This window comes from Draconibacterium sp. IB214405, from assembly GCF_033963885.1.
Classification (GTDB): Bacteria; Bacteroidota; Bacteroidia; order Bacteroidales; family Prolixibacteraceae; genus Draconibacterium.
On the sequence record NZ_JAXBMA010000004.1, the window covers coordinates 676107 to 701965 of the forward strand.

Genomic DNA, 25859 nt, shown 5'->3' on the forward strand with positions numbered 1-25859 from the left:
AGAACTGTTTTTTTGTTTTATAAAAAAGGCAAGCCTGTAAGCCGGGTCCTGTACCCCGATAAATCGGGGCCTTTATCATTTATCTAGTCCCGACATCACTGCCGGGATCCTGCAGCCTACCCCTCCAAAGTCTCTTGTGCGTTGAGAGCAAAACGGGCCGTTTCGCTGTACCGCAACAGCGGCAAACACTTTGGATATACATGGCTTTGCAACCCGTGAGACGTACGGCTGGTGATGTTGCCACCTCCACCGGTGCGCTTTTACCGCACCTTTTCACCCGTTCCCCGCTGTGGACACGCCACAACAAGGTGGTTATTTTCTGTTACGTTGCTATCCTCTTTCAAAGATCTTCCCGCTAAGAAGCACGGTGCCCTGTGTTGCCCGGACTTTCCTCTCTCCCGATAAATCGGAACAGCGATAAAGCGGCTTGCCGGCACAAAAGTAGAAAATAGTTTCAAGTTACAAGTTTCAGGTTGCAAGTTTGTGTTTTAAGAACGTGCAACTTGTAACCTACTATCATTTTCGCAGGATTACCATTGTAGCTCCATAGCCATACTCCTTAAACGAGGCGTCCTGGAAATAATATTTTTTGAATTTTCGCTTGAGCAGATTTGTTACTTCCTGTTTTAAAACGCCCTGACCCACTCCGTGAATGAATACAATTCTTTTCGTGTGATTTTTAATGGCGAGGTTCATTTCCGATTCAACAGTGTCCATTTGAATATCCAACATTTCGCGGTTACTCAAACCTTCAGAGTCGTCAAGCAACTCGGTAATATGCAAATCGATCACTACCTCTTCAGCATTTCGTTTTCGTTCTTTTCGTTTTGGTGCTTCAACAGCTTCCTTCGCTTTAACCACCTTTTTGAAATCATCCTGAGTTAACTTGTCCAACTCTGTTTGAAAAGTATCCGAAGTAATCTTCAACACCAATGCATTCTTTTTGAAATATGTATTCTCGCGAAAAGTAGATTCTTTATAAAATTTGACCGGATTTACCCGGAACTTCTTCACCATCGGCAGGTTCCATTCACTTTCTGTATCGCGGAAATAGATCAGTTGAAATCCAAAATCAGGCAAATCGCTAAAATCCTCCTGCACCAAAGCATCAACCTTTTCTCTTGAATTGGAACGAACCGTACCTTGTTTTACAGCCTCAACTTTATCGGTTTTTATATACGAATAATTGAATAGCACCGTGTAGTTACTGTCATTAACGAGGTAAAGTTCAATCTCGCCCGACAGCGGATTTTTTGGATTCGTAGGCACAAAACAGAAATAAAATTCTGCGGCATTTTTACCGTTAATTATCTCTCCTTTCTGCTCAATATATTCAGGTTCGGGCTGTACTACCGCAGGAGCTTCCTGTTCTACTGAAGTATTAATGCTTGTATTCAATTCCGGCGCACTTACATTCACCAGCTCCTTTATCAGACAAGGCACCTCAAAACCATCATCGCCTTCAACATTAACCGTGTTCTTATTGACAAAACCGGTTACAACTCCACCACCAACATCGTTTAAAAACTTAACCCTATCTCCTACTTTTATCATGACTTTCTTATTTCCGGCAAAAGTACAATTTTTTATGTAGCCTTAGGCTAATTACGCGAAACGCCTCATTATCTGAACAATGAAAAAATATTACTTTTGCAGTCCTAAATACAATTGTTTTGAACAGATACAAAGACATAAAGATTAGCGATTTCACGTACAACCTGCCCGACGAGCGAATTGCCAAATACCCGCTTACTGAGCGCGACAAATCGAAATTACTCATCAGGCAGAACGGAACAATAAAACAGGATATTTTTGAGAACTGCGGCACTTATCTTCCGGAAGATGCGCAGCTGGTTTTCAACAATACCCGTGTAATTCATGCCCGTTTGTTTTTTTACAAGGAAACAGGTGCCAAAATTGAGATCTTTTGTCTGGAGCCCGTTGAACCGGCCGATTACCAGGTAGCATTTCAGGAAACCGAAGAAGTAACCTGGAAATGTATGGTGGGCAATTCAAAAAAATGGAAAGAAGGTTTTTTGAGTCAAACCTTTGAAATAGATGGTAAAGCCATCGAACTGACTGCCGCCAAAATCGGGCAGGAAGGCAACTCTTTTCACATCCGTTTTGTGTGGAACGGCGGCGTACACTTTTCCGAAATTATTGAACACATCGGGCAATTACCGATTCCTCCGTACCTGAACCGCGACACCGAAGAAAGCGACGAAGAAAGCTACCAAACGGTTTATGCAAAAATTGATGGTTCGGTGGCGGCACCAACAGCCGGTTTACATTTTACCGATCCGGTAATTGAGCAACTGGCAGATAAAAATATTACAACCAACGAAATTACATTGCACGTGGGAGCCGGTACTTTTCAGCCAGTAAAATCGGAAACGATTGAAGGTCACACCATGCACCACGAACAAGTGATCATCCCGATAGATATTTTACGTTCGTTTGTGGAAAATCCTAAAAACATTATTGCGGTAGGAACCACTTCGGTGCGTTCACTGGAAAGTTTGTATTGGATAGGCCTGCAACTGGAAGAAAAACGTTTCGATCCGTTTCATCCCGAGGTAAAACAATGGGAACCTTACGAAAACGAAGCAAAAATATCGTTAGAAAAAGCCTTGCAGAATATCATATATTTCCTGGTTGAGAACAACGAAAAAGCCATTCGCTTTTCTACGCAGATCATCATTTTGCCGGGCTACGATTTTAAGCTGATCAGCGGAATGTTCACCAACTTTCATCAGCCACAAAGTACGCTGCTGCTGTTAATCAGTGCATTTTTGGGCAACAAGTGGAAAGAAGTTTATGATTATGCATTGGATAACGACTTCCGCTTTTTAAGTTATGGCGACAGCAATCTCTACCTCAAATAAAATACTAAAAATGAAACAAAGACTAAACCTCATCCTCCTCGCGGTATTAATTTCTATTTCTGCCTTAGCGAAAAACGATAAAATAAAGTGGTGGAATCCCGCCAAAAACAGTTTTGATGTAATCGACGGACAAGGCTGGCAAGCTGATTTGGAAACACCTTACGACCGACTTCCAACAAAAGCAAAAGCCACTGTTCGCGATGCAGTTTGGAATCTATCGAAACACACGGCCGGACTAAAAATCCGCTTTCGTACAAACGCCTCAGAAATAAAAGTAAAGTATCAGATTGGTGGAAATCTGAATATGCCACACATGCCGTCAACAGGCGTAAGTGGTTTGGATTTATATGCAAAAAATGCCGACGGAGAATGGATCTGGTGCCGTGGACATTATTCGTTTGGCGACACGATTACTTACGAATTCCGGAATATCACTCCCAACGATCAGTATCACCAGATGGGAAGAGAATACCACCTTTATCTTCCGCTTTACAACTCGGTAAAATGGATGGAAATTGGAGTTGCTGATGATGCGCTTTTTGAACCGATTCCATTAAGACAGGAAAAACCGATTGTGGTTTATGGTACTTCAATCGCACAGGGTGGTTGCGCTTCACGACCGGGTATGGCATGGACTTCTCTCCTTGAAAGAAAAATGGATAATCCGTTGATCAACCTTGCTTTCTCCGGAAACGGAAGATTGGAAGATGAAGTAGCTGAATTAATTGCCGAAATCGATGCAAAAGTGTACATTTTGGATTGTCTGCCAAACCTTACTTTAGGCGAAACATATTCGGAAAACGATGTTTACCAAAAGGTGGAGAATACCGTAAAAATATTACGGTCAAAATCGTCGGCACCTATTTTATTGGTTGAACACGCCGGATATGGTTTTGAAAGCAGTAACATAGCTCAAAAAGAAGGTACCAAAAAATTAAATGCGGCACAGGCAAAAGCGTTTGCCGATTTGATGACTGCGGGCTACACCAATATGACTGTATTAACCCAAGAAGAGCTGAATCTCGATTTCGATAGTTACGTTGATGGCGTGCATCCTACCGACCGAGGAATGGAACAATATGCGCTGGCTTACGAAAAGAAATTGCGGGAATTTTTGAACGAGCCAAAAGGATCGATTTCTACCACTATTCCAATTACTCAGTCGCGCGAACCGGGTAACTATAATTGGGAAGCCCGACACAACAAGTTGCTGGAGATGAATAAAAACAATCCTCCAAAAGTCTGTTTTATTGGCAATTCAATCACGCATTACTGGGGAGGACAACCGGATGATCCGAGAAAAAACGGACAGGATTCGTGGGATAAATACCTGGGCGATCTTTCGGTGCACAACTTTGGTTATGGATGGGACCGTGTTGAAAACGTATTGTGGCGCATTTACCACGAGGAACTGGATGGATTTCAGGCTGAGCAGATCGTTTTTATGCTGGGCACCAACAACCTTCATTTAAATACCGACGAAGAAATTACCACCGGACTACAACTTGTCTACGAAGCTGTAAAAGCCTGTCAACCGCATGCCAGGATTTTAATTTTAGGAATTTATCCGCGCAGAGATAATGAAGAACGCGTGGCCGGTCTGAACCTTAAAATTGCACAACTGGCAGGCAAAATGGGACTTGATTATTCCGATGTGGGCACAGTGCTACTTCAGAATGATGGAAAAATTGATGAAACACTCTTTTCCGATGGTCTCCATCCCAATGCTGACGGCTATAACAAGCTGGCGCCAAAAATCAGGGAATTGTTGCTACAGCAATAAAATTATAGTGTGGTTAGCTTCTCCACTAACATTTTTTAAGGCTAAATAATTTGCACAAAAGCTAACTTTAACCATATTTGTGACAACTATGCAGAGAGATAAAATAGACAGTTTTTCCTCCTTTATTTCCGAATCAGTACAAAACTATGCCACCAACAAGGCACTTGGGTTTATTGATGGCGACTACCTGACTTACGCAGAAATGGGGAGAAAAATTTCCGCTGTTCAGGAGTTTTTGGAAAAACTTGGTATTGACGAGGGCGACAAGGTGATTATCTACAGTCAGAATATGCCTGACTGGGGAGTTGTATATTTTGCCTTGCAATGTTCCGGAATTGTTGCCGTTCCCGTTCTTCCCGATTTTAGTCCGGTTGAACTGGAGAATGTGATCAAACATTCCGAATCAAAAGCCATGTTTATCTCTTCCAGCCTTCAGTATAAACTAAAAGATGCGGACACAACGACACTTGATGTTATCGTAAAAATCGACGATTTTAGCCTTTTAAAAGCTGAGAATACTTCGGTAGTTTTCGATGAAAAAGCAAGCAGCGACAAAGCGTATCAGCCAAAAGAAAATGAGCTGGCCGTTTTGATTTACACCTCCGGAACAACCGGAAACTCAAAAGGAGTAATGTTGTCGCAAAAAAATATCCTGGAGAATGTTGTTCAGTCAGCAGCTGTTCAGGAAATCAAAGAAGAATTCTGTTTTTTATCGGTGCTGCCGTTGTCGCATACCTACGAAAATACCATAGGATTTTTGTTGGCCATGTACAAAGGCGCCAGTGTAACTTATTTGCACAAACCGCCAACCGCAAGTGTTTTGCTTCCGGCTTTAAAAAAGTTACGGCCGCACATTATGCTTACGGTCCCGATGATTATCGAAAAAGTGTACAAAAGCAGCATTCTGCCCGGCATTAACAAAAAAGCCGTTACACGTTTGATGCACCGGTTTAAACCAACTCGCAAGCTGGTTCACCGATTAGCAGGTAAAAAACTGATGGAAACGTTTGGTGGCCGTCTTGAATTTTTTGGGATTGGTGGTGCAAAACTCGATGGTAAAGTGGAACGTTTTCTGCGCGATGCGAAATTTCCGTATGCCATTGGTTACGGCTTAACTGAAACTGCTCCGCTGGTGGCGGGATCAAATCCAACAACAACACGTTTCAGAGCTATTGGTCCAAAAGTGATCAACAGCGAAATAAAAATTCATAATCCCAACCCGGCAACTGGCGAGGGCGAAATCTGGACAAAAGGGCCGAATGTGATGTTGGGCTATTATAAAAATCAGGAAGAAACAAAACGTGTATTAACCGAAGATGGCTGGTTTAAAACCGGCGACCTTGGCGTTTTTGATAAAGACGGCTGGTTAAGTCACAAAGGCCGCTTGAAAAATATGATTGTTGGTGCCAACGGCGAAAATATCTACCCCGAAGAAATCGAATCGATCATCAATAATTTCAGACATGTGGTGGAATCGGTTGTTGTTCAGAAAAAAGGGAAACTGGTGGCGTTGGTTCATTTTAATCGCGAAGAACTCGAGCAAAAAGTAAAAGAAATGCGTTCGGGATTAGAAGATAAAATGGAGGAAATCTCTCATCATGTAGATGAAAAAATTGAAGAGTTAAGGGCGGAGTTGAAAGAGTATATTAACTCAAGGGTTAACAAGTTTTCTAAAGTTCAGGATTTTATTTCGCACCCTACCCCTTTCATAAAAACAGCCACTCAAAAAATCAAACGCTACCTGTATTACTAATTCAAAAAAATCCGGAAGTAATACTTATTTAGAATCAAACCAAAGGGATAAAATTTTACATTCGTGGGTTTAATTTGAAAATAAAAAACTCATGACTGATTATTTCAAGAAATACCCGAATAAAGAGGGATTTTATAAGGAATATGGTGGTTCGTTTATTCCACCCGATTTGCAATCTGAAATGGATAAAATTACCGATGCTTACCACAGCATCAGCAAATCGCACAATTTTATTTCTGAACTTCGAAGCATTCGCAAACACTTTCAGGGACGTCCAACTCCGGTTTATTACTGCCAGAATTTATCGGCAAAATATGGTGGTCGTATTTACCTGAAACGCGAAGACCTGAACCACTCGGGAGCGCACAAACTCAACCATTGTATGGGTGAAGCTTTATTGGCGAAACACCTGGGTAAAAAGAAATTAATTGCTGAAACCGGCGCAGGACAACACGGTGTGGCACTGGCAACTGCAGCGGCATATTTTGGTTTAGAGTGCGAAATTCATATGGGTGAAGTTGACATTGCCAAAGAGCATCCGAATGTGGTTCGTATGAAAATTTTGGGAGCCGAGGTAGTTCCTGTTTCTCACGGATTAAAAACGCTGAAAGAGGCTGTTGATTCGGCTTTTGAAGCTTATTTAAAAGATCCTATAAATACAATTTACTGTATTGGATCGGTGGTTGGACCACACCCATTCCCGATGATGGTTCGCGATTTCCAGCGTGTTGTTGGTATTGAAGCACAGGAACAATTTTACGAAATGACCGGCGAAAATCCAGATCACGTAGTAGCTTGTGTTGGCGGTGGAAGTAATGCTATGGGAATGTTCTCGGGCTTCCTGGATATTGAAGAAACCGAATTACACGGTGTTGAACCGGGTGGAATTGGAACAAAACTGGGCGAACACGCCAGCACCATTACTTTCGGAAAACCGGGCGTTATCCACGGTTTTAAATGTTACACGTTGCAGGATGAGAAAGGCGAACCTGCTCCGGTTTATTCAGTAGCGAGCGGATTGGATTATCCGGGAGTTGGTCCGGAGCACAGTATGCTTAAAGATATGGGCAAAGTAAATTACGGTGTTGCCGACGATGCAGAAACCATCGACGCCTTTTACGAATTAAGCCGTTTGGAAGGAATTATTCCGGCTTTGGAAAGTGCACACGCTGTAGCTTACGCTTTAAAACTGGCAAAAGAAAAACAACAGGAATCGATTTTAATTAACCTGAGTGGCCGCGGCGATAAAGATATCGACTTTGTGGTTGAAAAATACGGTTTACCCGAATAAGACAAATTTTACAGAAAATATTGAAAGTCCGGTTCTGCCGGACTTTTTTTATGACAAAAATCTCAATTACCGGTTATCACGTTAATTTAAGACTAACTCCTCCATTACTTCATGTTGCCTTAACACCCAAAACCAAATAATTATATACGTTTGCACTCCCTTAAAAAAAGGGCAAAAATTGAAAACAGAATTAGACAATGATTACAGTATCGAATTTAAGAATCCAATTTGGCAAACGCATACTATTTCAGGACGTTAATATGAAGTTTACGGCCGGTAATTGCTACGGTGTAATTGGAGCAAACGGAGCAGGAAAATCAACATTTTTAAAAGCAATATCCGGACAGATCGATCCAACTGCCGGCAAAATATCTCTTGAACCGGGGGAGCGACTTTCAGTTTTAAGTCAGGACCACTTTGCTTTTGATGAGTTTACCGTTCTGGATACTGTTATGAAAGGTCACGCCGAGCTTTGGGATTTGATGAAAGAGAAAGAAGCTCTTTATATGAAACCTGATTTTTCGGAAGAGGATGGAATTAAAGCCGGCGAACTGGAAGAAAAATTTGGCGACATGGGTGGCTGGAATGCCGAAAACGACGCAGCCACTTTGTTAAGTAACCTTGGTATTAAAGAAGAGTTCCACTACACCCTGATGAAGGATATGAGTGGTAACCAAAAGGTTCGTGTTTTGCTGGCACAGGCTTTATTCGGAAACCCTGACAACCTGTTGCTCGATGAGCCTACTAACGACCTTGACCTTGAAACCGTTGTTTGGCTGGAGAATTACCTGGCCAATTACGAAAATACCGTGCTTGTTGTATCGCACGACCGTCACTTCCTGGATGCAATTTCTACCCACACAATAGATATCGATTACGGCGATATTAAAATGTTTGCCGGAAACTACAGTTTCTGGTACCAAAGTAGCCAGCTGGCACTGCGTCAGCAGCAGGCTCAAAACAAAAAAGCTGAAGAGAAGAAGAAAGAACTGCAGGAGTTTATTTCGCGTTTTAGTGCCAACGTGGCCAAATCGAAACAAACTACCAGTCGTAAAAAGATGCTGGAGAAACTTAATGTTGAAGATATCCAGCCGTCAACACGTAAGTATCCGGGAATTATTTTTACGCCTGAGCGTGAAGCCGGTGACCGTATTCTTGATGTAGAAAACCTGAGTGCGAGTATTGAAGGAACCACACTTTTTAAAGACGTGGAATTTTCAGCACAGAAAGGTGAAAAAATTGTATTCCTTTCGCGTGACCACCGTGCCATGACTGCTTTCTTCGAAATCATTAACGGAAAACGCGAAGCTGATACCGGAACCTACCAGTGGGGACAAACAATAACATCGGCTTATCTGCCAATAGATAACTCGGAGTTTTTCGACAGCGATATGACGTTGTTCGACTGGTTGTGTCAGTTTACCACCGACACTACTGAAATTTATATTCGTGGTTACCTGGGCCGTATGTTATTTGCCGGCGAAGAGATTTACAAAAAGGTAAACGTGCTTTCGGGAGGAGAAAAAATGCGTTGTATGATTGCAAAAATGCAATTGCTCGATGCGAACGCACTTATTCTGGATACACCAACCAACCACCTCGACCTGGAATCGATTCAGGCATTTAACAACAACCTGATAAAATATCCTGGTAACGTGTTTATGTCGTCGCATGACCACGAGTTTATTTCATCGGTTTGTGACCGTATTATTGAGCTGACTCCAAATGGAATTATCGATAAACTAATGCCTTACGACGAATATATCGAAGACGAAAAAATTCACGCATTACGCGAGAAACTTTATACAGTATAAATTGTTTCTACAATAGATAACCAAAGCCAATAAAACTACAAACAGTTTTAATTCAAAAGGATAGAAACATGATTGCTCAGCAACGGAAAAATATTAAAGTTGGCCTGAACGTGGCCATCGTTCTAAAAGAAGATCAACAATCAGGAAAGTTAACCTGCGGAATCGTTCAGAAAATATTAACCAATTCAGCCATACATCCACACGGCATTAAAGTAATGCTTGAAAGCGGTGAAGTAGGCCGTGTTCAACAAATTATTAAAGATTAAAGGACTGAAGAGTTGAGGGATTGAAGGATTGAATGCAGCATTGCTTTAATTCAGCTTTTCTACTTTGTGGTTAGGTTTTAGAATGAAGAAACTGCTGAATTGTTAAATTGACAAATTGTTAACTGAAAACTGCGACTGCAAACTAGTAACAGATCTCTTCGCCTACTCGTCGAGATGACAGCTACTTTTGCTGCGATCGGGATTTCAATCAGCAAATCCGCTCTCACCTTTTGCCTTTTTCCCTTCTACTTTTGCCTTGCCCTCATTCCACCTCACGGCTGCCATAAAAGCGGTCGAGAATCGATCCGTCATTCGCTTCTTTTGATAATGACTCAATGGTTTTTTTCGGAACATTGTAAACATCAAGTACGATAAGGCCATCGAGGCAATTATTAAATTTCGGATCCACATTAAATCCGATGATCTCGGCATTTAGTTTAATATATTTCTTCAACAAAACCGGAAGTCCCGAATTCTGTTCATCCAAATCGCCAATGGTTTTATCAAGCCGGTTAATATCGTGCTCCATGTTTTCCATCAGCAAATTAAGATCCACATTGTCGCTTTTAAATTTGTAGCTATTGCGCGGTTTAATGTGCTGAGCCATCCGCCAGTTTAAATGGTTCTTTATAATAAACTTAATGATCAGGTCTTTCGACACCTTCGAATAGTTGTTGCTGATGCTTACCGGCCCTATCAGATAGCGGTATTCCGGGTTTTTCAACAAAAAGTACAAAATACCTTTCCACAGCAAAAACAAGGGCATTGGTTTGCGTTGGTACTCCTTAATTACAAACGAGCGTCCCAGCTCAATACTTTCTTTCAGAACAGGTTTAAATTTCTCCGAAATCCGAAATAAGGTATGCAGATAAAAGCCTCGTCGGCCCAGCTGCTCCATAATATCGTGTCCTTTGCCCAGGCGATACGCACCAACAATCCGGTCCTCATCTTCATCCCATATAAACATTTGGTGGTAGTACAAATCAAATTCATCAATATCGATACTGCGGTTGGTACCCTCGCCCACTTCACGAAACGTTATCTCGCGTAATCGACCAATCTCATTTAAAATATTTGGGATTTGTGCGGCGGGAGCGCAATAAGCGATGTAGTTTTTCAGTCTGAACAGCGTGTACTCCGATTTTATACTCTGAATTTCCTTCTGAATTTTTTCCAACGGAATAGGATCGATAATCGTATCGGGCTTTACCTGCTGTTTTAGCGCATAATTAAAAAAGCGCTTCACCTCAATATCCGATTCCATACTGTAGGTTTTGGCCCGCAAAAACCGGCCAAACTGGTACACATCTTTGTATTTATCCTGTTCTTCAACTTTCACCGCACTGCCAATTCGCAATTTTATGTTCTTATGTTTTTTACTCAGAATCTCCGAAGGCAAGCGAGCACTTTTTAGCGAAGGATGAATTTTAGCGGCTAAATGCAACAGGCGGCTGTTCGTTCCCTGAAATAGAACAGGAACCACCGGCACCTGCGCCTTTTTAATAAAACTTACCACCGGAATTTGCCAAACTTTATCGGTAACACCGTCGAACGAATCTTTTGTATTTACATCGATGGCAGGGAAAAAACAAAGCACCCCATTATTTTTCAAATGATTTTCCGCCTCTTTTTGTCCGGCCAGATTATTTTCATTGGAGTCGTTAAACAAATTTTCCTCCATAAAATAATCCGAAACCGCGTCAATATTTTTCAGCAGGAAGTTGGCCAGCACCTTAACATCGGTACGGACCATCGAAATGTATTTGATCAGTAACAGCCCGTCGAAACCACCCAACGGATGATTAGCAACAATAATTAGCGACCCTTCTTTTGGTATCTTTTTTAATTGCGCCTCATCAAATTCAACATTGAATTCGAGCGTTTTTATAAGTTCATCAACAAACTCAACTCCTTGCTTTTCAGCAATCTGACTGTAGATTTTATTAAGTTTTTTATAACGAAGAATATACATCAGGAATTTGGCGAAATAATCGCCGCTGGCGAGTAAAGCAGGACGATCTTTGAAAAGATCCTTTGGCTTAAGTAATTCCATTTATTGCTGTTCAGCTAGAATAATTACAAATACTTCATTACAAAAATAAAAGGATTTTTGAATTATCATCGATCTTTCATCGCTTATATACGTGTGTTTTTCGATAGGTGTTACCAGTTGGAAAACAGCCAATTTATCAACTGATAAATATTTTTTAATCATATTTGAAGTTTCTTTGTTATAAGGGTATAATTTTATTTGATGACAGAAAACAAACTACATATTACAGACTGGCTCCCCACATCGAAAAAAGAGGTTAATCAACTTGGTTGGGAGGAGTTGGATGTTATTTTATTTACGGGCGACGCTTATATCGATCACCCATCGTTTGGCGCGGCGGTAATCGGGCGCGTTTTAGAGGCCGAAGGATTACGCGTGGCCATTGTTCCGCAACCCAACTGGACCGACGATTTACGCGACTTTAAAAAGCTGGGGAAACCCAACCTGTTTTTTGCTGTAACGGCAGGAAATATGGACTCGATGGTAAACCATTACACTGCCGGAAAACGTAAACGATCGGATGATGCATACACGCCCGGCGGACAAATTGGAAAACGTCCGGACTATGCGACAATTACCTACTCAAATATTCTAAAAGAACTTTACCCCGATGTACCAATAGTATTGGGTGGAATTGAGGCCTCTTTGCGCCGTTTAACTCATTACGATTATTGGTCAGACCGTTTAATGCCCTCTATTTTGGCAGATACAAAAGCCGATTTATTGTTTTACGGGATGGGTGAAAAATCGATTGTTGATTTCGCACGACTGGTGAAACGTGGTATTCCTATCGATAGTTTGACTACCATTCCGCAAACCGTTTTTATGGTTGGAGCCGATGAATCTTATGCCACCAAGAAAAACTGGGACGAGCTGGAACTGGCATCGCACGATACCTGTTTGGTAGACAAAAAAGAGTATTCCCGCAACTTCATGCACATTGAAGAGGAATCGAATAAAATGGAGGCCAAAAAGCTGGTACAGCGAATCGGCGATAAAAAGGTGGTGGTAAATCCGCCGTGGCCAACTTTTAAGGAAAAAGAGATCGACCGCATTTACGATTTACCCTACACGCGTTTGCCACATCCGCGCTACAATAATAAAGGTACAATTCCGGCATACGAAATGATCCGGCACTCCATAAATATTCACCGCGGTTGTTTTGGTGGTTGTACGTTTTGTACAATTTCGGCACACCAGGGAAAATTTATTGCCAGCCGTTCAGAGAAATCCGTTCTTCGCGAAGTGGAGAAAGTAACTGAAATGCCCGATTTTAAAGGTTACATTTCCGATTTGGGCGGCCCGTCGGCCAACATGTATAAAATGAAAGGTATTCACGAAGAGATCTGCAAAAAATGCAAGCGTCCTTCGTGTATTTTCCCCTCGGTTTGTAAAAACCTCGATATCAACCACAAACCAATGCTTGATCTTTACGAAAAAGTACGGCATAACCCGAAAGTGAAAAAAGCGTTTATCGGCAGTGGTATCCGTTACGACATGATTTTGGAAAACACCAACGACAAAGAGGTAAACGAAAACAACCGGAAATACCTGCGCGATGTGATTAAACACCACGTTTCGGGAAGGTTAAAAGTAGCTCCGGAACACTCGTCGGACGAAGTGCTGAAGTTTATGCGAAAACCCTCGTTTAAATTGTTCGAGGAACTGAATCAGGAGTTTATAAAAATCAATAAAGAAGAAAAACTCAATCAGCAGTTGATTCCTTACTTTATTTCGAGCCACCCGGGAAGTAAATCCGAAGATATGGCCAACCTCGCAATCCAGACAAAAGACATGAATTTCAGGCTGGAGCAGGTGCAGGATTTTACGCCGACACCAATGACGCTGGCTACCGTGGTTTATTATTCGGGGTATCATCCGTACACCATGGAGCAGATTTATACGGCCCGGAATAAAAATGCAAAAGAACAACAACGCCAGTTCTTCTTCTGGTACAAAAAGGAATTTCGGAATAAAATTATTCGTGACTTAAAAGCAAAAGGCCGCGAAGATCTTGTTAAAAAGCTTTTCAGTAAAAACCAAAATAAAGACACTAAATGAAAATCGTACGAATGTTAACTTTGACCCTAACTATTCTGCTAACCGGTTGTGCAGAAGTTATGCAAATTGCTCAGCAAACACTTGAAGGAGAAACACCTTTAACACAGTCGGAAATTATTGCCGGATTAAAAGAAGCACTGGTAACCGGGACTAACAATTCGGTGAGTATTCTTGGTGCACAAGATGGTTATTACAAAGACGACCTTGTAAAAATTTTACTCCCTCCTGAAGCTGATATTATTGTTGACAACGTGGGCAAAGTACCGGGAGGTGAGAAGCTGCTCGAAGATGTTTTACTACATATTAACCGGGCCGCCGAAGACGCCGCCAAAGAAGCTGCTCCAATTTTTGTGAACAGCATAAAAAGTATGACATTCAACGATGCTGTTGGAATTTTAAAAGGTGATAACAAAGCAGCAACAGCCTATTTACACAAAACAACTTACGATCAGCTTTTTGAGCTTTACCGACCAAAAATAAAAGCTTCGGTTGAGAAAGAACTGGTTGGTGGTGTATCAACCAAAGAAAGCTGGGACACATTGGTTGGCAAATGGAACCAGGTGGCCGGTTCTTTTATCGGGCAAACTGCCGGTTTAGAAAAAGTTGATACACAACTGGAAGATTACCTGACATCAAAAGCCCTTGACGGTGTATTTCTGAAAATTGCCGATGAAGAAAAACTGATAAGGGAAGATCCGGCAGCACGTGTCACAAGTTTGCTGAAAAAAGTATTTGGTTCGGTTGACTCGTAAATTCTCTCCAAAAAATCCAGCTCCCAAAATATATTTGATTCATCGATAGTCTATCGATTAAAAAACTTTAGACACATTCTAAATTTTGTGCAAACGCACAATTCATTTTAAAAGCCTGTTCAAAATATTATTTTTGTTAGCAAGCAACTAAATCGTATAAATACTGAAATAACTAATTTAACTAACAAACCCAATATTTATGAGGCGCAGTTTATTTTTATTCTGTTTTATTCTCAGTCTCCAATTCCAAAATACACTTTTTGCACAGCGCTTTGATGCGGTTCTGATCAACCAGAAAACGGTAGTAGAAATAAAGAAGAATAATCTGTCCAAGATCAATTCTCTTGAAATTCTCATAATCAACAGAAAAGGAGAAGAATTTGCTGAAGTTACCATCCCCTTTTCAAGCCTGGTAAAAGTTTCGAATATTAAAGCGTACATAAAAGATAACAATGGAAAAATTGTAAAAAAGCTAAAGAATAGCGACATCTCGGAAAGAAGTTCGATTTCGGGCGGAACCTTTTACCAGGATGATTTTGTAAAAGAATTCAGGTTAAAACACAACGTTTATCCGTACACTCTGGTTTATGAATACGAAGAAGCAGAAGATGAATTTCTATTTGTTGAACACTGGGTTCCGCTGCTTGATCTGGACATCCCCACCCTGAATGCAGAGTTGGAGATTGTGGCGCCTAAAGACTTTAAACTCTCTTACAAAAATAATTTCGTTTCATCGTTTAACATTGACTCTACTGATAATGAATATCAGTATCACTGGAAAACAAGTTACGACGGAAGTATTCAACAAGAAGTATTTGCGCCACCGCTTTTAAATCATGTACCTTCGGTTCAGGTAGTTCCACAAAATTTCGATTTCGAAATTAAAGGCTCATTTGATTCATGGGAATCCTATGGAAAGTGGCAGGATGAACTGATCTCCGGATTATTTGAGCTTCCTGAAAATGAAATAAAAACGATCGAAAATCGGATAAACGGGCTAGAAGATAAAAAGGCTGTAATTAAAACCATCTACCAATATGTGCAGGACGAAACCCGGTATATAAACATCAGCCTCGAAACCGGCGGATTAAAACCATACCCTGCAAGTTACGTTTCTAAAAATCATTATGGCGATTGTAAGGCGCTTAGCATTTATTTTATGGCCTTGCTGAAAAGTGTGGGAATTGAATGTTATTACGCTAAACTTTCGGCCGGTGACCCAATTGAAGCAATTGATCATTCCTTACCGTCGATGCAGTCGAACCACATTATTGTTTGTGTTCCGGTACAAAACGACACACTTTGGCTGGATTGTACCAGCGACAATCCGTTCGAATATATTGGTACCTTTATTCAAAACAGGGAAGCCTTTGTAATTAATGGCGAAAAAAGTCACTTCGCAAAGATTCCGGCCTTGACAAAAGATCAAGTTCTTTGCGAACGCCATATAACGGTTGAAAATGTATTGCAAAATGAATGTTTGGCTGAATTTTCGAATACGTACAGGGGCAATGCTTTTGAGTCGCTACACAATCTTATTACGTCAACTAACGAAAACGATAACCTGGAGATTGTGCGGGAGCATCTTATACCAAACGGATTTGAACCCGTTGAAATAAAAAATCACCAGTCGATTATAGATTCGGTTAAGGTGCAACTTACTTACACAGCAAAATCAAATCGTGTGTACGAGAAATATGGAAACGATCTAATCATCCGGCTTCTGGCTTTCGGCATTAATAATTTTGAATCGGTTGCAGACCGGGTTCTTCCCGTTCAAATTGATTATCCCGTTTACCAAAAAGATTCAATAAACTATAAAATTTCGGCTGATTATACCATTCAGAATCTTCCGGAAAACAAAGAAATAAAAAGCAAATATGGAGTCTATTCGATCAACGTAACAACAAAAGACAATACTGTTGAAATAAGCAAATCCTTCCTGATACACAGCGGGAACTACCCATTAACAGAATACGAAGAATTTTACGCTTTTATCAGCCAAATTGTAGCGTTCGAGAAAAAATTTTACATCAATACAACTAAAAAAACCTCATAATGAAAAACCTTTTGATTTCACTATTTACTGTCTTCTGTTTTTATTTGGCCAACGCCCAGGATTTTTCGTTTGAATACGGGCAAGTGAGTAATGCCGATATTGAACTAAAAGAATACGATAAAGATAAGACTGCCGAAGCCGTGGTTATTTACGATAAGGGATCATCGTATTTTGTTCAGAGCAGCAACGGTTTTGATTTGATTTTTGAACGGTCGAAACGAATTAAAATATTAACCGAAGCGGGCATAGATTATGCTGAGATTGAAATTCCATTTTATCGCGAAGGAAGTATTTTCGAAAAAATAGTGGAATTAGAGGCCATCACGCACAATTTTGAAAATGGGAAACTCACCCGGACTCTTTTAACCAGCGACTCGTGGAACGATGAAATTTACAATGACTACTGGATGGTTCGGAAATTTGCAATGCCCAATGTAAAAGCCGGTTCGATTATTGAGTTTAAATACAAAATCTCGTCGCAATACCTTTTTAACTTAAGGGACTGGGAATTTCAGAGTAGAATTCCAACCATCTACAGCGAGTACAAAGCGGCTATGATTCCGTTCTACGAATACATTTATCTTGCCCAAAGAACAGGAAGCTCAATGGCAACAGAAAATTACGTTGATAGAAAATATACACACGAATTTGCCGGAACAACATACAACGATCTGGTTAACAAATTTTCGATGAAAGACATTCCTGCATTTGACAGCGAAGATTATATCACATCCATAAATGATTATATTATAAAAATTGATTTCCAGCTCGCTAAGGTTAATTACCCAAATGGTGCTGTTAAAGATGTTATGTCGACCTGGCCAAAATTAATTCAGGAATACAGCGATCATAACGATTTTGGCAAATACGTAAAAAAATGCGAAAAGGCAGCTTCAAAAATTATTGATCTCAATGCTTTAAAAGGTAAAACTGCTACAGAAAAATTTGATGAAATCGTTAGCTATGTTAAAAACAATTTCAGCTGGAATGAATACAACGGAAAATATGCCTCAAAATCAGCAAACGATATTGTAAAGGATAAATTTGGCAACGCTGCAGATCTGAATTTATTAACTATTGGTTTGTTACGAGCCGCAGGTATCGAAGCTACCCCGGTTTTAATAAGCACCCGCGAAAACGGAAAAGTTAGCGATAATTATCCTTTCGCACACTACTTCAACTATGTAGTTATTCTGGCCAGTGTTGATGGGAAAATGATACTGAGCGATGCAACAGATTTAAATGTAGCGAACAACAGAATTCCATCGCGTTGTATTAACGATCAGGGATTACTGGTCGATCCGGATCGAGATGTAAAATGGATCGGGTTACAATGTAAATTTCCATCAATTTCAACATTCGATTTTAACATCGACCTTTCACAGGAAACATCGAATGTAAAAGTCAGATCCTTAGCTTCGGAGTACAAAGCTTTCCGTTTAAAAAGTATTATCGGTGACAACGTTGACAAATTAAATGAATACCTGGAAGAAGATGATTACAAGATTGACCGTGCCGATTTTTCGAAGGTTTCAAATAAAGACAAAGAGTTCAGGTACGAGTATGATCTGACCGTAACTCCTGAAACAATTAATGAGAAACTGTATATCAAACCCTTTTTAAATAAGGCACTTTCGGATAATCCTTTAAATCAACCGACCCGGTCGTATCCGATCGACATGACTTATCCTACAAAAAATATACTCACTTCAACCATTATCATTCCCGAAGGATATGAGCTCGATTACCAACCTGAAAATTACAAGATTAATAACAACCTATTTGAGCTGAATTATACGGTTGAACCGGTTGAAAACACTGTTCGCGTTACTTTGGTAACCGATTTTAAAGAGTCGGTTTACGAGGCTAAAGATTACTCAAAAATTAAGTTCTACTTTAATGAAATAGTAAAACGAGGGAATGAAAAAATAGTGCTCAAAAAAATATAATTCTAAACGAAATATTTTCCCTGCCAGGTGTCACGCTCTTTAAGTCGTTTTTCCACTTTGGCAACAAATTCAAAGTTTTTTAATCCCCATTTTGGTGCGATCAGCATTTCGGGTGGTGCCTGACTGATAAATCGCTCAACGATGATTTCGGGATTTAAAAGCTCGAGGTAATCGATTACGAGGTCGATGTACTCATCGGCAGTGTACAGATTAAAGTTTTCGGGATGTTGTTGGAACTGTTTTTCCAGCAGCGTTTTTTTATGAATTTGCAACTGGTGAAGCTTTAAGTTTTTCACCGGCAATTTCGAAATCGTCTTTGCCTGATCGAGCAGTTCATCACGTGTTTCGCCCGGCAAACCCAGAATCATATGCGCGCAATTGTTAATGCCACGTTTTGCGGTTTCTTCAATTGCCCAGACAGCTTCGGCAAACGAGTGTCCACGGTTAATGCTTTCCAAGCTTCTATCGAGATGAGACTCCACGCCCAACTCAACCATTACATAAACTTTTTGGCTGAGTTCGGCCAGGTAATCCAGCAATTCAGGATAGATACAATCAGGCCGCGTTGAAATTACCAATCCAACCACTTTCGGATGTTCCAGCGCTTCTTGGTACAAACGTTTCAAATCCTCAATCGGAGCATAAGTATTTGTATACGCCTGAAAGTAAGCCAGAAAACGCATCGACTTGTATTTCTTAGCAAAAAAAGCAATGCCCTGTTCTACCTGACTCGTCACACTATTTTCCAGGTTACAATAGGTGGGTTTAAAGGTTTTATTGTTGCAATAAGCACATCCGCCAACACCTTTTGTCCCGTCGCGATTCGGACAGGTAAAACCGGCATCGATCGAAACCTTTTGCACCCGCTCCGAAAAAAGCGTTCTGAAATATGTTGGAAAATCGTTGTATCGCCTGTCGTGTCCCCAGCTGTATGTTCCGTTTTGCATCCCTTTTAATTGAAATTGCAAAAGTACGTAAATTTGTGAATCAGAATTTTCTGCATAAAACTTATCAACAACTCTTGAAAACTTTCCGCGAATATCAACGGTTTTGCTTTTCAAATACAGCTTCAAATCTCTATTTTTAAGGAAAATTCAGCCAGATATGTTCTCGGAGAAAGATAAGCAGCAAATTCAGCAGCGCGGAAGTAACCCGGAAACCGTGCAAATTCAAATCGAAAATTTTAAAAAAGGCTTCCCCTACCTACCTATTGAAGACGCCGCTTCAGTGGGAAAAGGTATTATCCGGTTAAGTCCTGAAGATTTAAAGAAAAGAGGCAAACGTTACGATGCTAAAATAGCGGCAGGAACAAAAGCCTTAAAATTTGTACCGGCATCGGGAGCAGCAAGCCGTATGTTTAAAGCACTTTTTCAGGCCTTGGAGGATTTTCAGAATCAACCACACGAAGATGTACTTGCCGCCAACAGAGACGCTGCACAATACGTTACCGAACTCGATAAATTTGCTTTTGCCGAAGAACTAAAAAAAGCCGTTACCGATGATGGTGCTGAACTTTCGGCCACCAGTAAACTCGAATACCTGTTAACAGAAAAAGGGCTGAATTACGGAGTAAAACCCAAAGGACTGCTCAAATTTCATTCGTATGACGATGGTGCAAGAACACCTTTTGAAGAGCACCTGGTTGAAGGTGCAAAATACGCTGCTGACAAGGATAACAAAGCCAGTCTGCACTTTACCGTTTCGCCGGAACATCAACCGGGATTTGAAGCTTTGTTTGCAGAAATAAAAGAAAAATACGAAGCGCAGCTGGGAATTGAATTCGATGTAACTTTCAGCCAGCAAAAACCATCAACCGATACCATTGCTGTTGATTTGGATAACGAACCATTTAGAAATAATGATGGCAGTTTGTTGTTCCGTCCGGGTGGCCACGGTGCTTTAATTGAGAATCTGAATGACCTGGATGCCGATATCATCTTCATCAAAAACATCGACAATGTGGTTCCTGATCGGTTAAAACAACCAACCATCGACTATAAAAAAGGACTGGCCGGTGTTCTTTTAAAACACCAGGAAAAACTGTTTTACTATCAAAAGGAATTAAACGAAAAACATTATACCGCGCTAAACAGCAACTTTTTAGCCGAAGCTGCCAACTTTTTGGAGTTTACACTAAATACCAAGCCGGCTAAAAATCATTATTACACCGAGCGCGAAGAACTTTATCATTACCTGAAGGAAAAATACAACCGACCATTGCGTGTGTGCGGAATGGTAAAAAATGAAGGTGAACCGGGTGGCGGCCCATTTTGGGCGATGAATGCCGACGGAACCGTATCGTTGCAGGTAGTTGAAAGTTCGCAGATCGATCCGGAGAGTGTTCAACAGCAAAATATTGTTAAGCACGCAACACACTTTAACCCGGTCGATCTTGTTTGTGCAGTAAAAAATTACAAAGGAGAAAAATACGATCTCACACAATTTACCGATCCGGCAACCGGCTTTATTTCACAAAAATCGAAAGACGGAAAAGAGCTGAAAGCTCAGGAATTGCCGGGCTTGTGGAACGGAGCGATGAGCAACTGGAACACCCTGTTTGTTGAGGTACCGATTGAAACTTTTAATCCGGTAAAAACGGTTAACGACTTGTTGCGCGATCAACACTTGTAAGATTGTTTTTGAGATTCGGGCCGAATTATTAATTTCGCGAACTTATTTTACGATGAACGAGGAAAGAGATAATTTTAGGGAAGAGGATATTAGTGAGGCACTTAAGCGCTTTAAGAGCTCTTTGGTTTCGGGCCGCTTAAAGTATTTCGACGTGTCGGAGTTTGAAGGAATTGTTGAGCAATTGATGGAAGAGGGCGATTTGCAGTCTTCTGAAATTGCCGCACAGCAAGGCATTCAAATCCATCCTAACGCGGTTCCACTTCATTTAAAATATGCACAAATTCTGCTGAGCAAAGGCAAATACGATCAGGCTCAGAAATACCTCGATTTTGCTGAAAAAGTTGAAAATACCAATCCCGATGTTCACCTGTTACGAGGATCGGCATCGTTGATTATGGGCAACGAAGACCTGGCAAAAGCATCATTCAAAAAAGCGATAAAATCCGGCAACGGAGAAACCGACGATATCCTTTATCATGTTGGATCGGCATTTATTCAGATTGGCGAAATAAGTGAGGCTATCTCGTATTTCAAAAAAGCCATCAAACTAAATCCGAAACACGAGCTGGCATTGTACGATCTGGCATTTTTTACCGATCAGATTGGCGACTATAAAAACAGCATAAAATATTACAATCGTTTCATCGACAACGATGTATACAATTACACTGCGTGGTTTAACCTGGGCATTGTGTTCAATAAAGCCGATATGCACGATAAAGCTATTGAAGCTTATGAATACACACTGGCCATTAACGAGAATTTCCACATGGCCATGTTCAATATCGGGAACGCGCTGGCCAATTCAGGTCGTTTTAATGAGGCCATCGATAAATACAAGGAATTTTTGGAATTTGATCCGGATAACGATGATGCCTATTGTTACATGGGCGAATGTTACCTAAACCTTGACGACCAGTTGAAATCGGAGCATTATTACCAGAAAGCAATTTCGATAAACCCGGATAATGATACCGCCCATTTTGGCGTAGGGTTGATTATGTGGATCGCGAAAAAGTACGACAGAAGTGTCGACTACATCAAAAAGGCCATTAAAATCGATAAGCAAAATTCGGAATACTGGCTGACTTTAGGCAAGGTACAAAATGATGCCGAAGATTTGGAAGAAGCGTTGAAAGCCTTTAAACAAGGTGCACGCATTGATGCTGAGAACACTGAAATTTGGCTAACCTGGGCCGAGACCTTTATGAAGCATGGCGAAACAAAAGGGGCTATCCGAATTCTGAAAAAAGCCATCGACAATAACGACGATTCGATGTTAAAATACCGTTTGGTAGCCATATTGCTTGGAGCCCGCAAACGTAAAGAAGCCTACGAATGGTTACGTTCTGCAATGTTACAGGATTTTGAAAACATCAACTACCTGTTCGATATTTATCCGAGAGCATTAAAAAGTAAGCAGCTGAAAAAGGTTGTCGACGATTTCCGCCGCGGCGATAAATAGCAAACTGCAGATCAATCTTTATTCAATTTATTAAATCCCCGATTAAAATCAGTATCAGCGAATCAACCTTCTATAACTACCTCCTGTTTTACAATTTGTTTTTGTATTTTGGCGTCCCGAAACAAACATATACACCGTTACAAATTCAGATCATAAATGAACAGATCAGCAAAAGATTATTTTACACTGGTATTAAAAGGAATGGGAATGGGTGCTGCCGATGTGGTACCGGGCGTTTCCGGAGGAACAATTGCGTTTATCACAGGTATTTATGAAGAATTGATTAACTCGATAAAATCGATCAACTTAACCGCGATTAAACTCTTACTCAGTTTTAAACTTGCCGAGTTCTGGAAAGCTATTAACGGAACTTTCCTTATCAGTGTTTTTATAGGAATTGGAATCAGTGTTTTTTCACTGGCTAAAGGACTGGAATATTTGTTGCACCACTATCCTATTCTAGTGTGGTCGTTCTTTTTCGGACTGATCGTTGCATCGGCCATTTATGTGGCACGTTCCATAAAACGCTGGAAAGCCGACACCATAATTGGCGGTTTGGCCGGAATTGTAATTGCGTATCTGATTACTGTAATTACCCCGGCTGAGGCGAACACCAGCTACTGGTTTATTTTCCTATCGGGAGCCATTGCCATTTGTGCCATGATTTTGCCGGGTATTTCAGGCAGCTTTATTTTGGTGCTGCTGGGCATGTACAAATTCATCCTTTCGGCAGTTGGCGATATGAATATTGCGGTTATCCTTACTTTCCTTGTTGGAGCAGCCGTAGGCATCATTGCTTTTTCGAATGTGTTATCGTGGCTATTAAAGAAATACCACAACACAACCATTGCCGTGTTGGCCGGTTTTATGGTAGGATCGCTTAACAAAGTTTGGCCATGGAAAGAAGTTACACAAACAATAATCGACCGTCACGGCGAATTAAAACCTATCACCGAACGTAATATTTTACCTGGAACTTACGAACAAATTACAGGACATGAAGCCTGGTTATTAGGTGCTATTCTACTGGCAGTTGCCGGTTTTGCACTCATTTTTGTAGTTGAAGGAATTGGAAAGAAATTGAAAAAGTAAACAGTCTCAGTTTACAGCATTTAGCAAAAAATCAAAACATGAAAAAATACGGATTATTAGGCTACCCACTCACCCACTCATTTTCAAAACGCTATTTTACCGAACGTTTTGAAACGGAAAAAATAGATTCAACTTATGACAATTTCGAGATCGATTCGATAACTAAATTTCCGGATGTGGTAAAAGACAATCCTGAAGTGATCGGGTTTAACGTTACTATTCCGTATAAAGAACAGGTGATTCCTTATTTGGATGAACTGAATGATTCGGCAAAAGAGATTGGTGCTGTTAATACGATCCGCGTTACCCGATCGGAAAACGGTGTGCATTTAAAGGGATTTAATACCGATACTTTTGGTTTTGAATCGTCGTTGAAACCACTTTTAAAAGAGCATCATAAAAAAGCTTTGATTCTCGGAACCGGTGGTGCTTCGAAAGCATTAAAATATGTGCTCAACAAACTGGGTATTGAATACATCTCAGCATCAATTGAAGAGTTGAACGAAAACGAGATTCGTTACGAAGACATCGACGAAAAATTAATAAGCGAGCGTCTGCTGATCATTAATGCCACGCCACTGGGAACCTATCCAAAAGTTGAGACTTTCCCGAATATTCCTTACGAATTTATAACTGACAAACATTTACTTTTTGATTTGGTATACAATCCTGAAGTAACGCAGTTTATGGCCAAAGGACAAGCCAAAGGAGCCACTGTTAAAAACGGCTACGAAATGTTGCTGAACCAGGCTAAAAAGTCTTATGAGATTTGGAATTCGGAAGAATAAGGTTGTAGTATAATTTTCAAAGTTATTGAAAGCTCATCCCCTTAGTCCCCCCTTCGAAGGGGGAAAACGACGAAGGAGTTGGGGGATGAAATCAAAAATGAAGGAGACTCGAACCATGGATAAAACAAAAGTACTTTTCGTATGTCTGGGAAACATTTGCCGCTCGCCAAGCGCAGAGGCAGTGTTCAATGGCACTGTAAAAAAAGCAGGATTAAGCAAACAGTTTGAAGTGGATTCTGCCGGTACTTCGGGCTGGCATGCCGGCGAGCCTGCCGACCGAAGGATGCAAACACACGCCATACGTCGCGATTATAACCTGACAAGTCTTTCCCGGAAGTTTGATCCGCATTCCGATTTCGATTATTTCGATTACATCATCGGGATGGACGACAGCAATATGCAGAATCTAAAAAGTATGGCCCGCAACGGCAACGACATGCAAAAGCTATACAAAATGACAGATTTTAGCGGCGACGGCCGATACGACGAAGTACCAGATCCGTATTACGGAGGTGCCGATGGTTTTGAGCTCGTACTCGATCTGCTGGAAGATGCATGCGAGGGGCTGTTGAAAAAAATAAGTTAAAGTCTGGGTTTTCCGGAAAGTTACTTTCATCCCCCTATCCCCCTTCGAAGGGGGAAGCGACGAAGGAGCAGGGGATGAAAACAATTTTAAACACAGTATATTTTATTCGAAGTGGTAAAGGAAATTTACCAAACAATCGTAAGCTGGTTTGCGTTCGCCTTCAATGTCAACTACAATTTTCACCTGGATTTTAGCAATTCCACGCAGGTTCTTAATGTCGTTTAGCGATACCGTTGCCCTGATTTTGTCATTTACTTTAACAGGTTGCTGAAAACGTAAACTCTCGATACCGTAATTTACGATCATTTTTACATTGCGTACGTCCACAACATTGTACCAAAGGTAAGTCAGCATCGACAACGACAAATAACCATGGGCAATCGTTGTTTTAAACGGCGACTCTTTGGCAGCACGCTCCGGATCGGTGTGTATCCACTGAAAATCGAGCGTTGCATCGGCAAATTTATCGATCTGTTCTTGAGTGATTTGTACGTAATCAGAAACTCCTATAACCTGCCCCAAAAGGGCTTCAAACTCTTCGTAGTTGTTGATAATTCGTTTTTCCATTGAAAATAATTCTGCTAAATGATGTGCCAATTTAATCCTTTTTCGCCAAGTAATGCAGCAATAA

General features: G+C 40.8%; 19 protein-coding genes and 1 other RNA gene. 15 read left to right on the forward strand and 5 right to left on the reverse strand.

Annotation, left to right across the window (positions count from 1 at the left end; all coding sequences use genetic code 11):
- Nucleotides 1–21: 21 nt before the first annotated feature.
- Both rnpB and SLH46_RS15320 read right to left on the reverse strand, forming a co-directional pair.
- Nucleotides 22–434, reverse strand: an RNA gene (gene rnpB / locus SLH46_RS15315) — RNase P RNA component class A.
- Between the two features lie 82 nt (nt 435–516).
- Nucleotides 517–1554, reverse strand: coding sequence for a DUF2027 domain-containing protein (locus SLH46_RS15320; protein ID WP_320282081.1), 1038 nt, complete (start codon nt 1552–1554; stop codon nt 517–519).
- 119 nt (nt 1555–1673) lie between these two features.
- On the opposite strand from SLH46_RS15320, the gene SLH46_RS15325 reads away from it, so the two are divergent.
- From SLH46_RS15325 to SLH46_RS15350, 6 genes are all read left to right on the forward strand, one after another.
- On the forward strand, nt 1674–2885 hold the full coding sequence (locus SLH46_RS15325) for an S-adenosylmethionine:tRNA ribosyltransferase-isomerase (RefSeq protein WP_320282082.1): 1212 nt from the start codon (nt 1674–1676) through the stop codon (nt 2883–2885).
- A gap of 10 nt (nt 2886–2895) precedes the next feature.
- Nucleotides 2896–4668, forward strand: coding sequence for an SGNH/GDSL hydrolase family protein (locus SLH46_RS15330; protein WP_320282083.1), 1773 nt, complete (start codon nt 2896–2898; stop codon nt 4666–4668).
- Between the two features lie 88 nt (nt 4669–4756).
- Nucleotides 4757–6421, forward strand: coding sequence for an AMP-binding protein (locus SLH46_RS15335; protein WP_320282084.1), 1665 nt, complete (start codon nt 4757–4759; stop codon nt 6419–6421).
- Between the two features lie 91 nt (nt 6422–6512).
- Nucleotides 6513–7712 carry a tryptophan synthase subunit beta gene (gene trpB / locus SLH46_RS15340; RefSeq protein WP_320282085.1) on the forward strand — a complete coding sequence of 400 codons (1200 nt, stop codon included), beginning with the start codon at nt 6513–6515 and terminating at the stop codon, nt 7710–7712.
- A gap of 197 nt (nt 7713–7909) precedes the next feature.
- Nucleotides 7910–9526: an ABC-F family ATP-binding cassette domain-containing protein gene (locus SLH46_RS15345; protein WP_320282086.1), complete on the forward strand. Its 1617-nt coding sequence runs from the start codon at nt 7910–7912 to the stop codon at nt 9524–9526.
- 68 nt (nt 9527–9594) lie between these two features.
- A complete protein-coding gene (locus SLH46_RS15350) occupies nt 9595–9792 on the forward strand; it encodes a YwbE family protein (protein ID WP_320282087.1) in 198 nt (65 codons plus the stop codon).
- Nucleotides 9793–10054: 262 nt separating this feature from the next.
- On the opposite strand, the gene SLH46_RS15355 is transcribed toward SLH46_RS15350, so the two are convergent.
- Nucleotides 10055–11845 carry a GNAT family N-acyltransferase gene (locus SLH46_RS15355; protein ID WP_320282088.1) on the reverse strand — a complete coding sequence of 597 codons (1791 nt, stop codon included), beginning with the start codon at nt 11843–11845 and terminating at the stop codon, nt 10055–10057.
- A gap of 201 nt (nt 11846–12046) precedes the next feature.
- On the opposite strand from SLH46_RS15355, the gene SLH46_RS15360 reads away from it, so the two are divergent.
- From SLH46_RS15360 to SLH46_RS15375, 4 genes are all read left to right on the forward strand, one after another.
- The gene (locus SLH46_RS15360; protein ID WP_320282089.1) at nt 12047–13906 is read left to right on the forward strand and encodes a YgiQ family radical SAM protein; all 1860 of its coding nucleotides are present in this window, start codon (nt 12047–12049) and stop codon (nt 13904–13906) included.
- Nucleotides 13907–13917: 11 nt separating this feature from the next.
- Nucleotides 13918–14658 carry a DUF4197 domain-containing protein gene (locus SLH46_RS15365; RefSeq protein WP_320282090.1) on the forward strand — a complete coding sequence of 247 codons (741 nt, stop codon included), beginning with the start codon at nt 13918–13920 and terminating at the stop codon, nt 14656–14658.
- A 199-nt stretch (nt 14659–14857) separates the two neighbouring features.
- Entirely contained in the window at nt 14858–16717 is a 1860-nt protein-coding gene (locus SLH46_RS15370) for a DUF3857 domain-containing protein (protein ID WP_320282091.1), read from the forward strand.
- Nucleotides 16717–18666, forward strand: a complete 1950-nt coding sequence (locus SLH46_RS15375) for a DUF3857 domain-containing protein (RefSeq protein WP_320282092.1) — start codon at nt 16717–16719, stop codon at nt 18664–18666. Before SLH46_RS15370 ends, SLH46_RS15375 begins: the two co-directional genes overlap by 1 nt.
- A 2-nt stretch (nt 18667–18668) precedes the next feature.
- On the opposite strand, the gene SLH46_RS15380 is transcribed toward SLH46_RS15375, so the two are convergent.
- Nucleotides 18669–19739: a TIGR01212 family radical SAM protein gene (locus tag SLH46_RS15380; RefSeq protein WP_320282093.1), complete on the reverse strand. Its 1071-nt coding sequence runs from the start codon at nt 19737–19739 to the stop codon at nt 18669–18671.
- A 31-nt stretch (nt 19740–19770) separates the two neighbouring features.
- Between SLH46_RS15380 and SLH46_RS15385 the strand changes: the two genes are divergently transcribed.
- From SLH46_RS15385 to SLH46_RS15405, 5 genes are all read left to right on the forward strand, one after another.
- Nucleotides 19771–21297 (forward strand): DUF4301 family protein, encoded by a 1527-nt coding sequence (locus tag SLH46_RS15385; RefSeq protein WP_320282094.1) that lies wholly within the window; start codon nt 19771–19773, stop codon nt 21295–21297.
- A 52-nt stretch (nt 21298–21349) separates the two neighbouring features.
- The gene (locus SLH46_RS15390; RefSeq protein ID WP_320282095.1) at nt 21350–22762 is read left to right on the forward strand and encodes a tetratricopeptide repeat protein; all 1413 of its coding nucleotides are present in this window, start codon (nt 21350–21352) and stop codon (nt 22760–22762) included.
- 156 nt (nt 22763–22918) lie between these two features.
- Nucleotides 22919–23854: a DUF368 domain-containing protein gene (locus SLH46_RS15395; RefSeq protein WP_320282096.1), complete on the forward strand. Its 936-nt coding sequence runs from the start codon at nt 22919–22921 to the stop codon at nt 23852–23854.
- A 38-nt stretch (nt 23855–23892) separates the two neighbouring features.
- Nucleotides 23893–24642 (forward strand): shikimate dehydrogenase family protein, encoded by a 750-nt coding sequence (locus SLH46_RS15400; protein ID WP_320282097.1) that lies wholly within the window; start codon nt 23893–23895, stop codon nt 24640–24642.
- A 97-nt stretch (nt 24643–24739) separates the two neighbouring features.
- A complete protein-coding gene (locus SLH46_RS15405) occupies nt 24740–25228 on the forward strand; it encodes a low molecular weight protein-tyrosine-phosphatase (protein ID WP_320282098.1) in 489 nt (162 codons plus the stop codon).
- 102 nt (nt 25229–25330) lie between these two features.
- Here the strand turns inward: SLH46_RS15405 and SLH46_RS15410 are convergent, their stop codons facing one another.
- Nucleotides 25331–25795 (reverse strand): MaoC family dehydratase, encoded by a 465-nt coding sequence (locus SLH46_RS15410; RefSeq protein WP_320282099.1) that lies wholly within the window; start codon nt 25793–25795, stop codon nt 25331–25333.
- Nucleotides 25796–25859 lie beyond the last annotated feature (64 nt).

Excerpts from the sequence above, each read along its gene's own strand:
- SLH46_RS15320 (WP_320282081.1), bottom strand. The coding sequence starts at position 1,554 with ATGATAAAAGTAGGAGATAGGGTTAAGTTTTTAAACGATGTTGGTGGT.
- SLH46_RS15330 (WP_320282083.1), top strand. The coding sequence starts at position 2,896 with ATGAAACAAAGACTAAACCTCATCCTCCTCGCGGTATTAATTTCTATT.
- SLH46_RS15335 (WP_320282084.1), top strand. The coding sequence starts at position 4,757 with ATGCAGAGAGATAAAATAGACAGTTTTTCCTCCTTTATTTCCGAATCA.
- trpB (WP_320282085.1), top strand. The coding sequence starts at position 6,513 with ATGACTGATTATTTCAAGAAATACCCGAATAAAGAGGGATTTTATAAG.
- SLH46_RS15345 (WP_320282086.1), top strand. The coding sequence starts at position 7,910 with ATGATTACAGTATCGAATTTAAGAATCCAATTTGGCAAACGCATACTA.
- SLH46_RS15350 (WP_320282087.1), top strand. The coding sequence starts at position 9,595 with ATGATTGCTCAGCAACGGAAAAATATTAAAGTTGGCCTGAACGTGGCC.
- SLH46_RS15355 (WP_320282088.1), bottom strand. The coding sequence starts at position 11,845 with ATGGAATTACTTAAGCCAAAGGATCTTTTCAAAGATCGTCCTGCTTTA.
- SLH46_RS15360 (WP_320282089.1), top strand. The coding sequence starts at position 12,047 with ATGACAGAAAACAAACTACATATTACAGACTGGCTCCCCACATCGAAA.
- SLH46_RS15365 (WP_320282090.1), top strand. The coding sequence starts at position 13,918 with ATGTTAACTTTGACCCTAACTATTCTGCTAACCGGTTGTGCAGAAGTT.
- SLH46_RS15370 (WP_320282091.1), top strand. The coding sequence starts at position 14,858 with ATGAGGCGCAGTTTATTTTTATTCTGTTTTATTCTCAGTCTCCAATTC.
- SLH46_RS15375 (WP_320282092.1), top strand. The coding sequence starts at position 16,717 with ATGAAAAACCTTTTGATTTCACTATTTACTGTCTTCTGTTTTTATTTG.
- SLH46_RS15385 (WP_320282094.1), top strand. The coding sequence starts at position 19,771 with ATGTTCTCGGAGAAAGATAAGCAGCAAATTCAGCAGCGCGGAAGTAAC.
- SLH46_RS15390 (WP_320282095.1), top strand. The coding sequence starts at position 21,350 with ATGAACGAGGAAAGAGATAATTTTAGGGAAGAGGATATTAGTGAGGCA.
- SLH46_RS15395 (WP_320282096.1), top strand. The coding sequence starts at position 22,919 with ATGAACAGATCAGCAAAAGATTATTTTACACTGGTATTAAAAGGAATG.
- SLH46_RS15400 (WP_320282097.1), top strand. The coding sequence starts at position 23,893 with ATGAAAAAATACGGATTATTAGGCTACCCACTCACCCACTCATTTTCA.
- SLH46_RS15405 (WP_320282098.1), top strand. The coding sequence starts at position 24,740 with ATGAAGGAGACTCGAACCATGGATAAAACAAAAGTACTTTTCGTATGT.
- SLH46_RS15410 (WP_320282099.1), bottom strand. The coding sequence starts at position 25,795 with ATGGAAAAACGAATTATCAACAACTACGAAGAGTTTGAAGCCCTTTTG.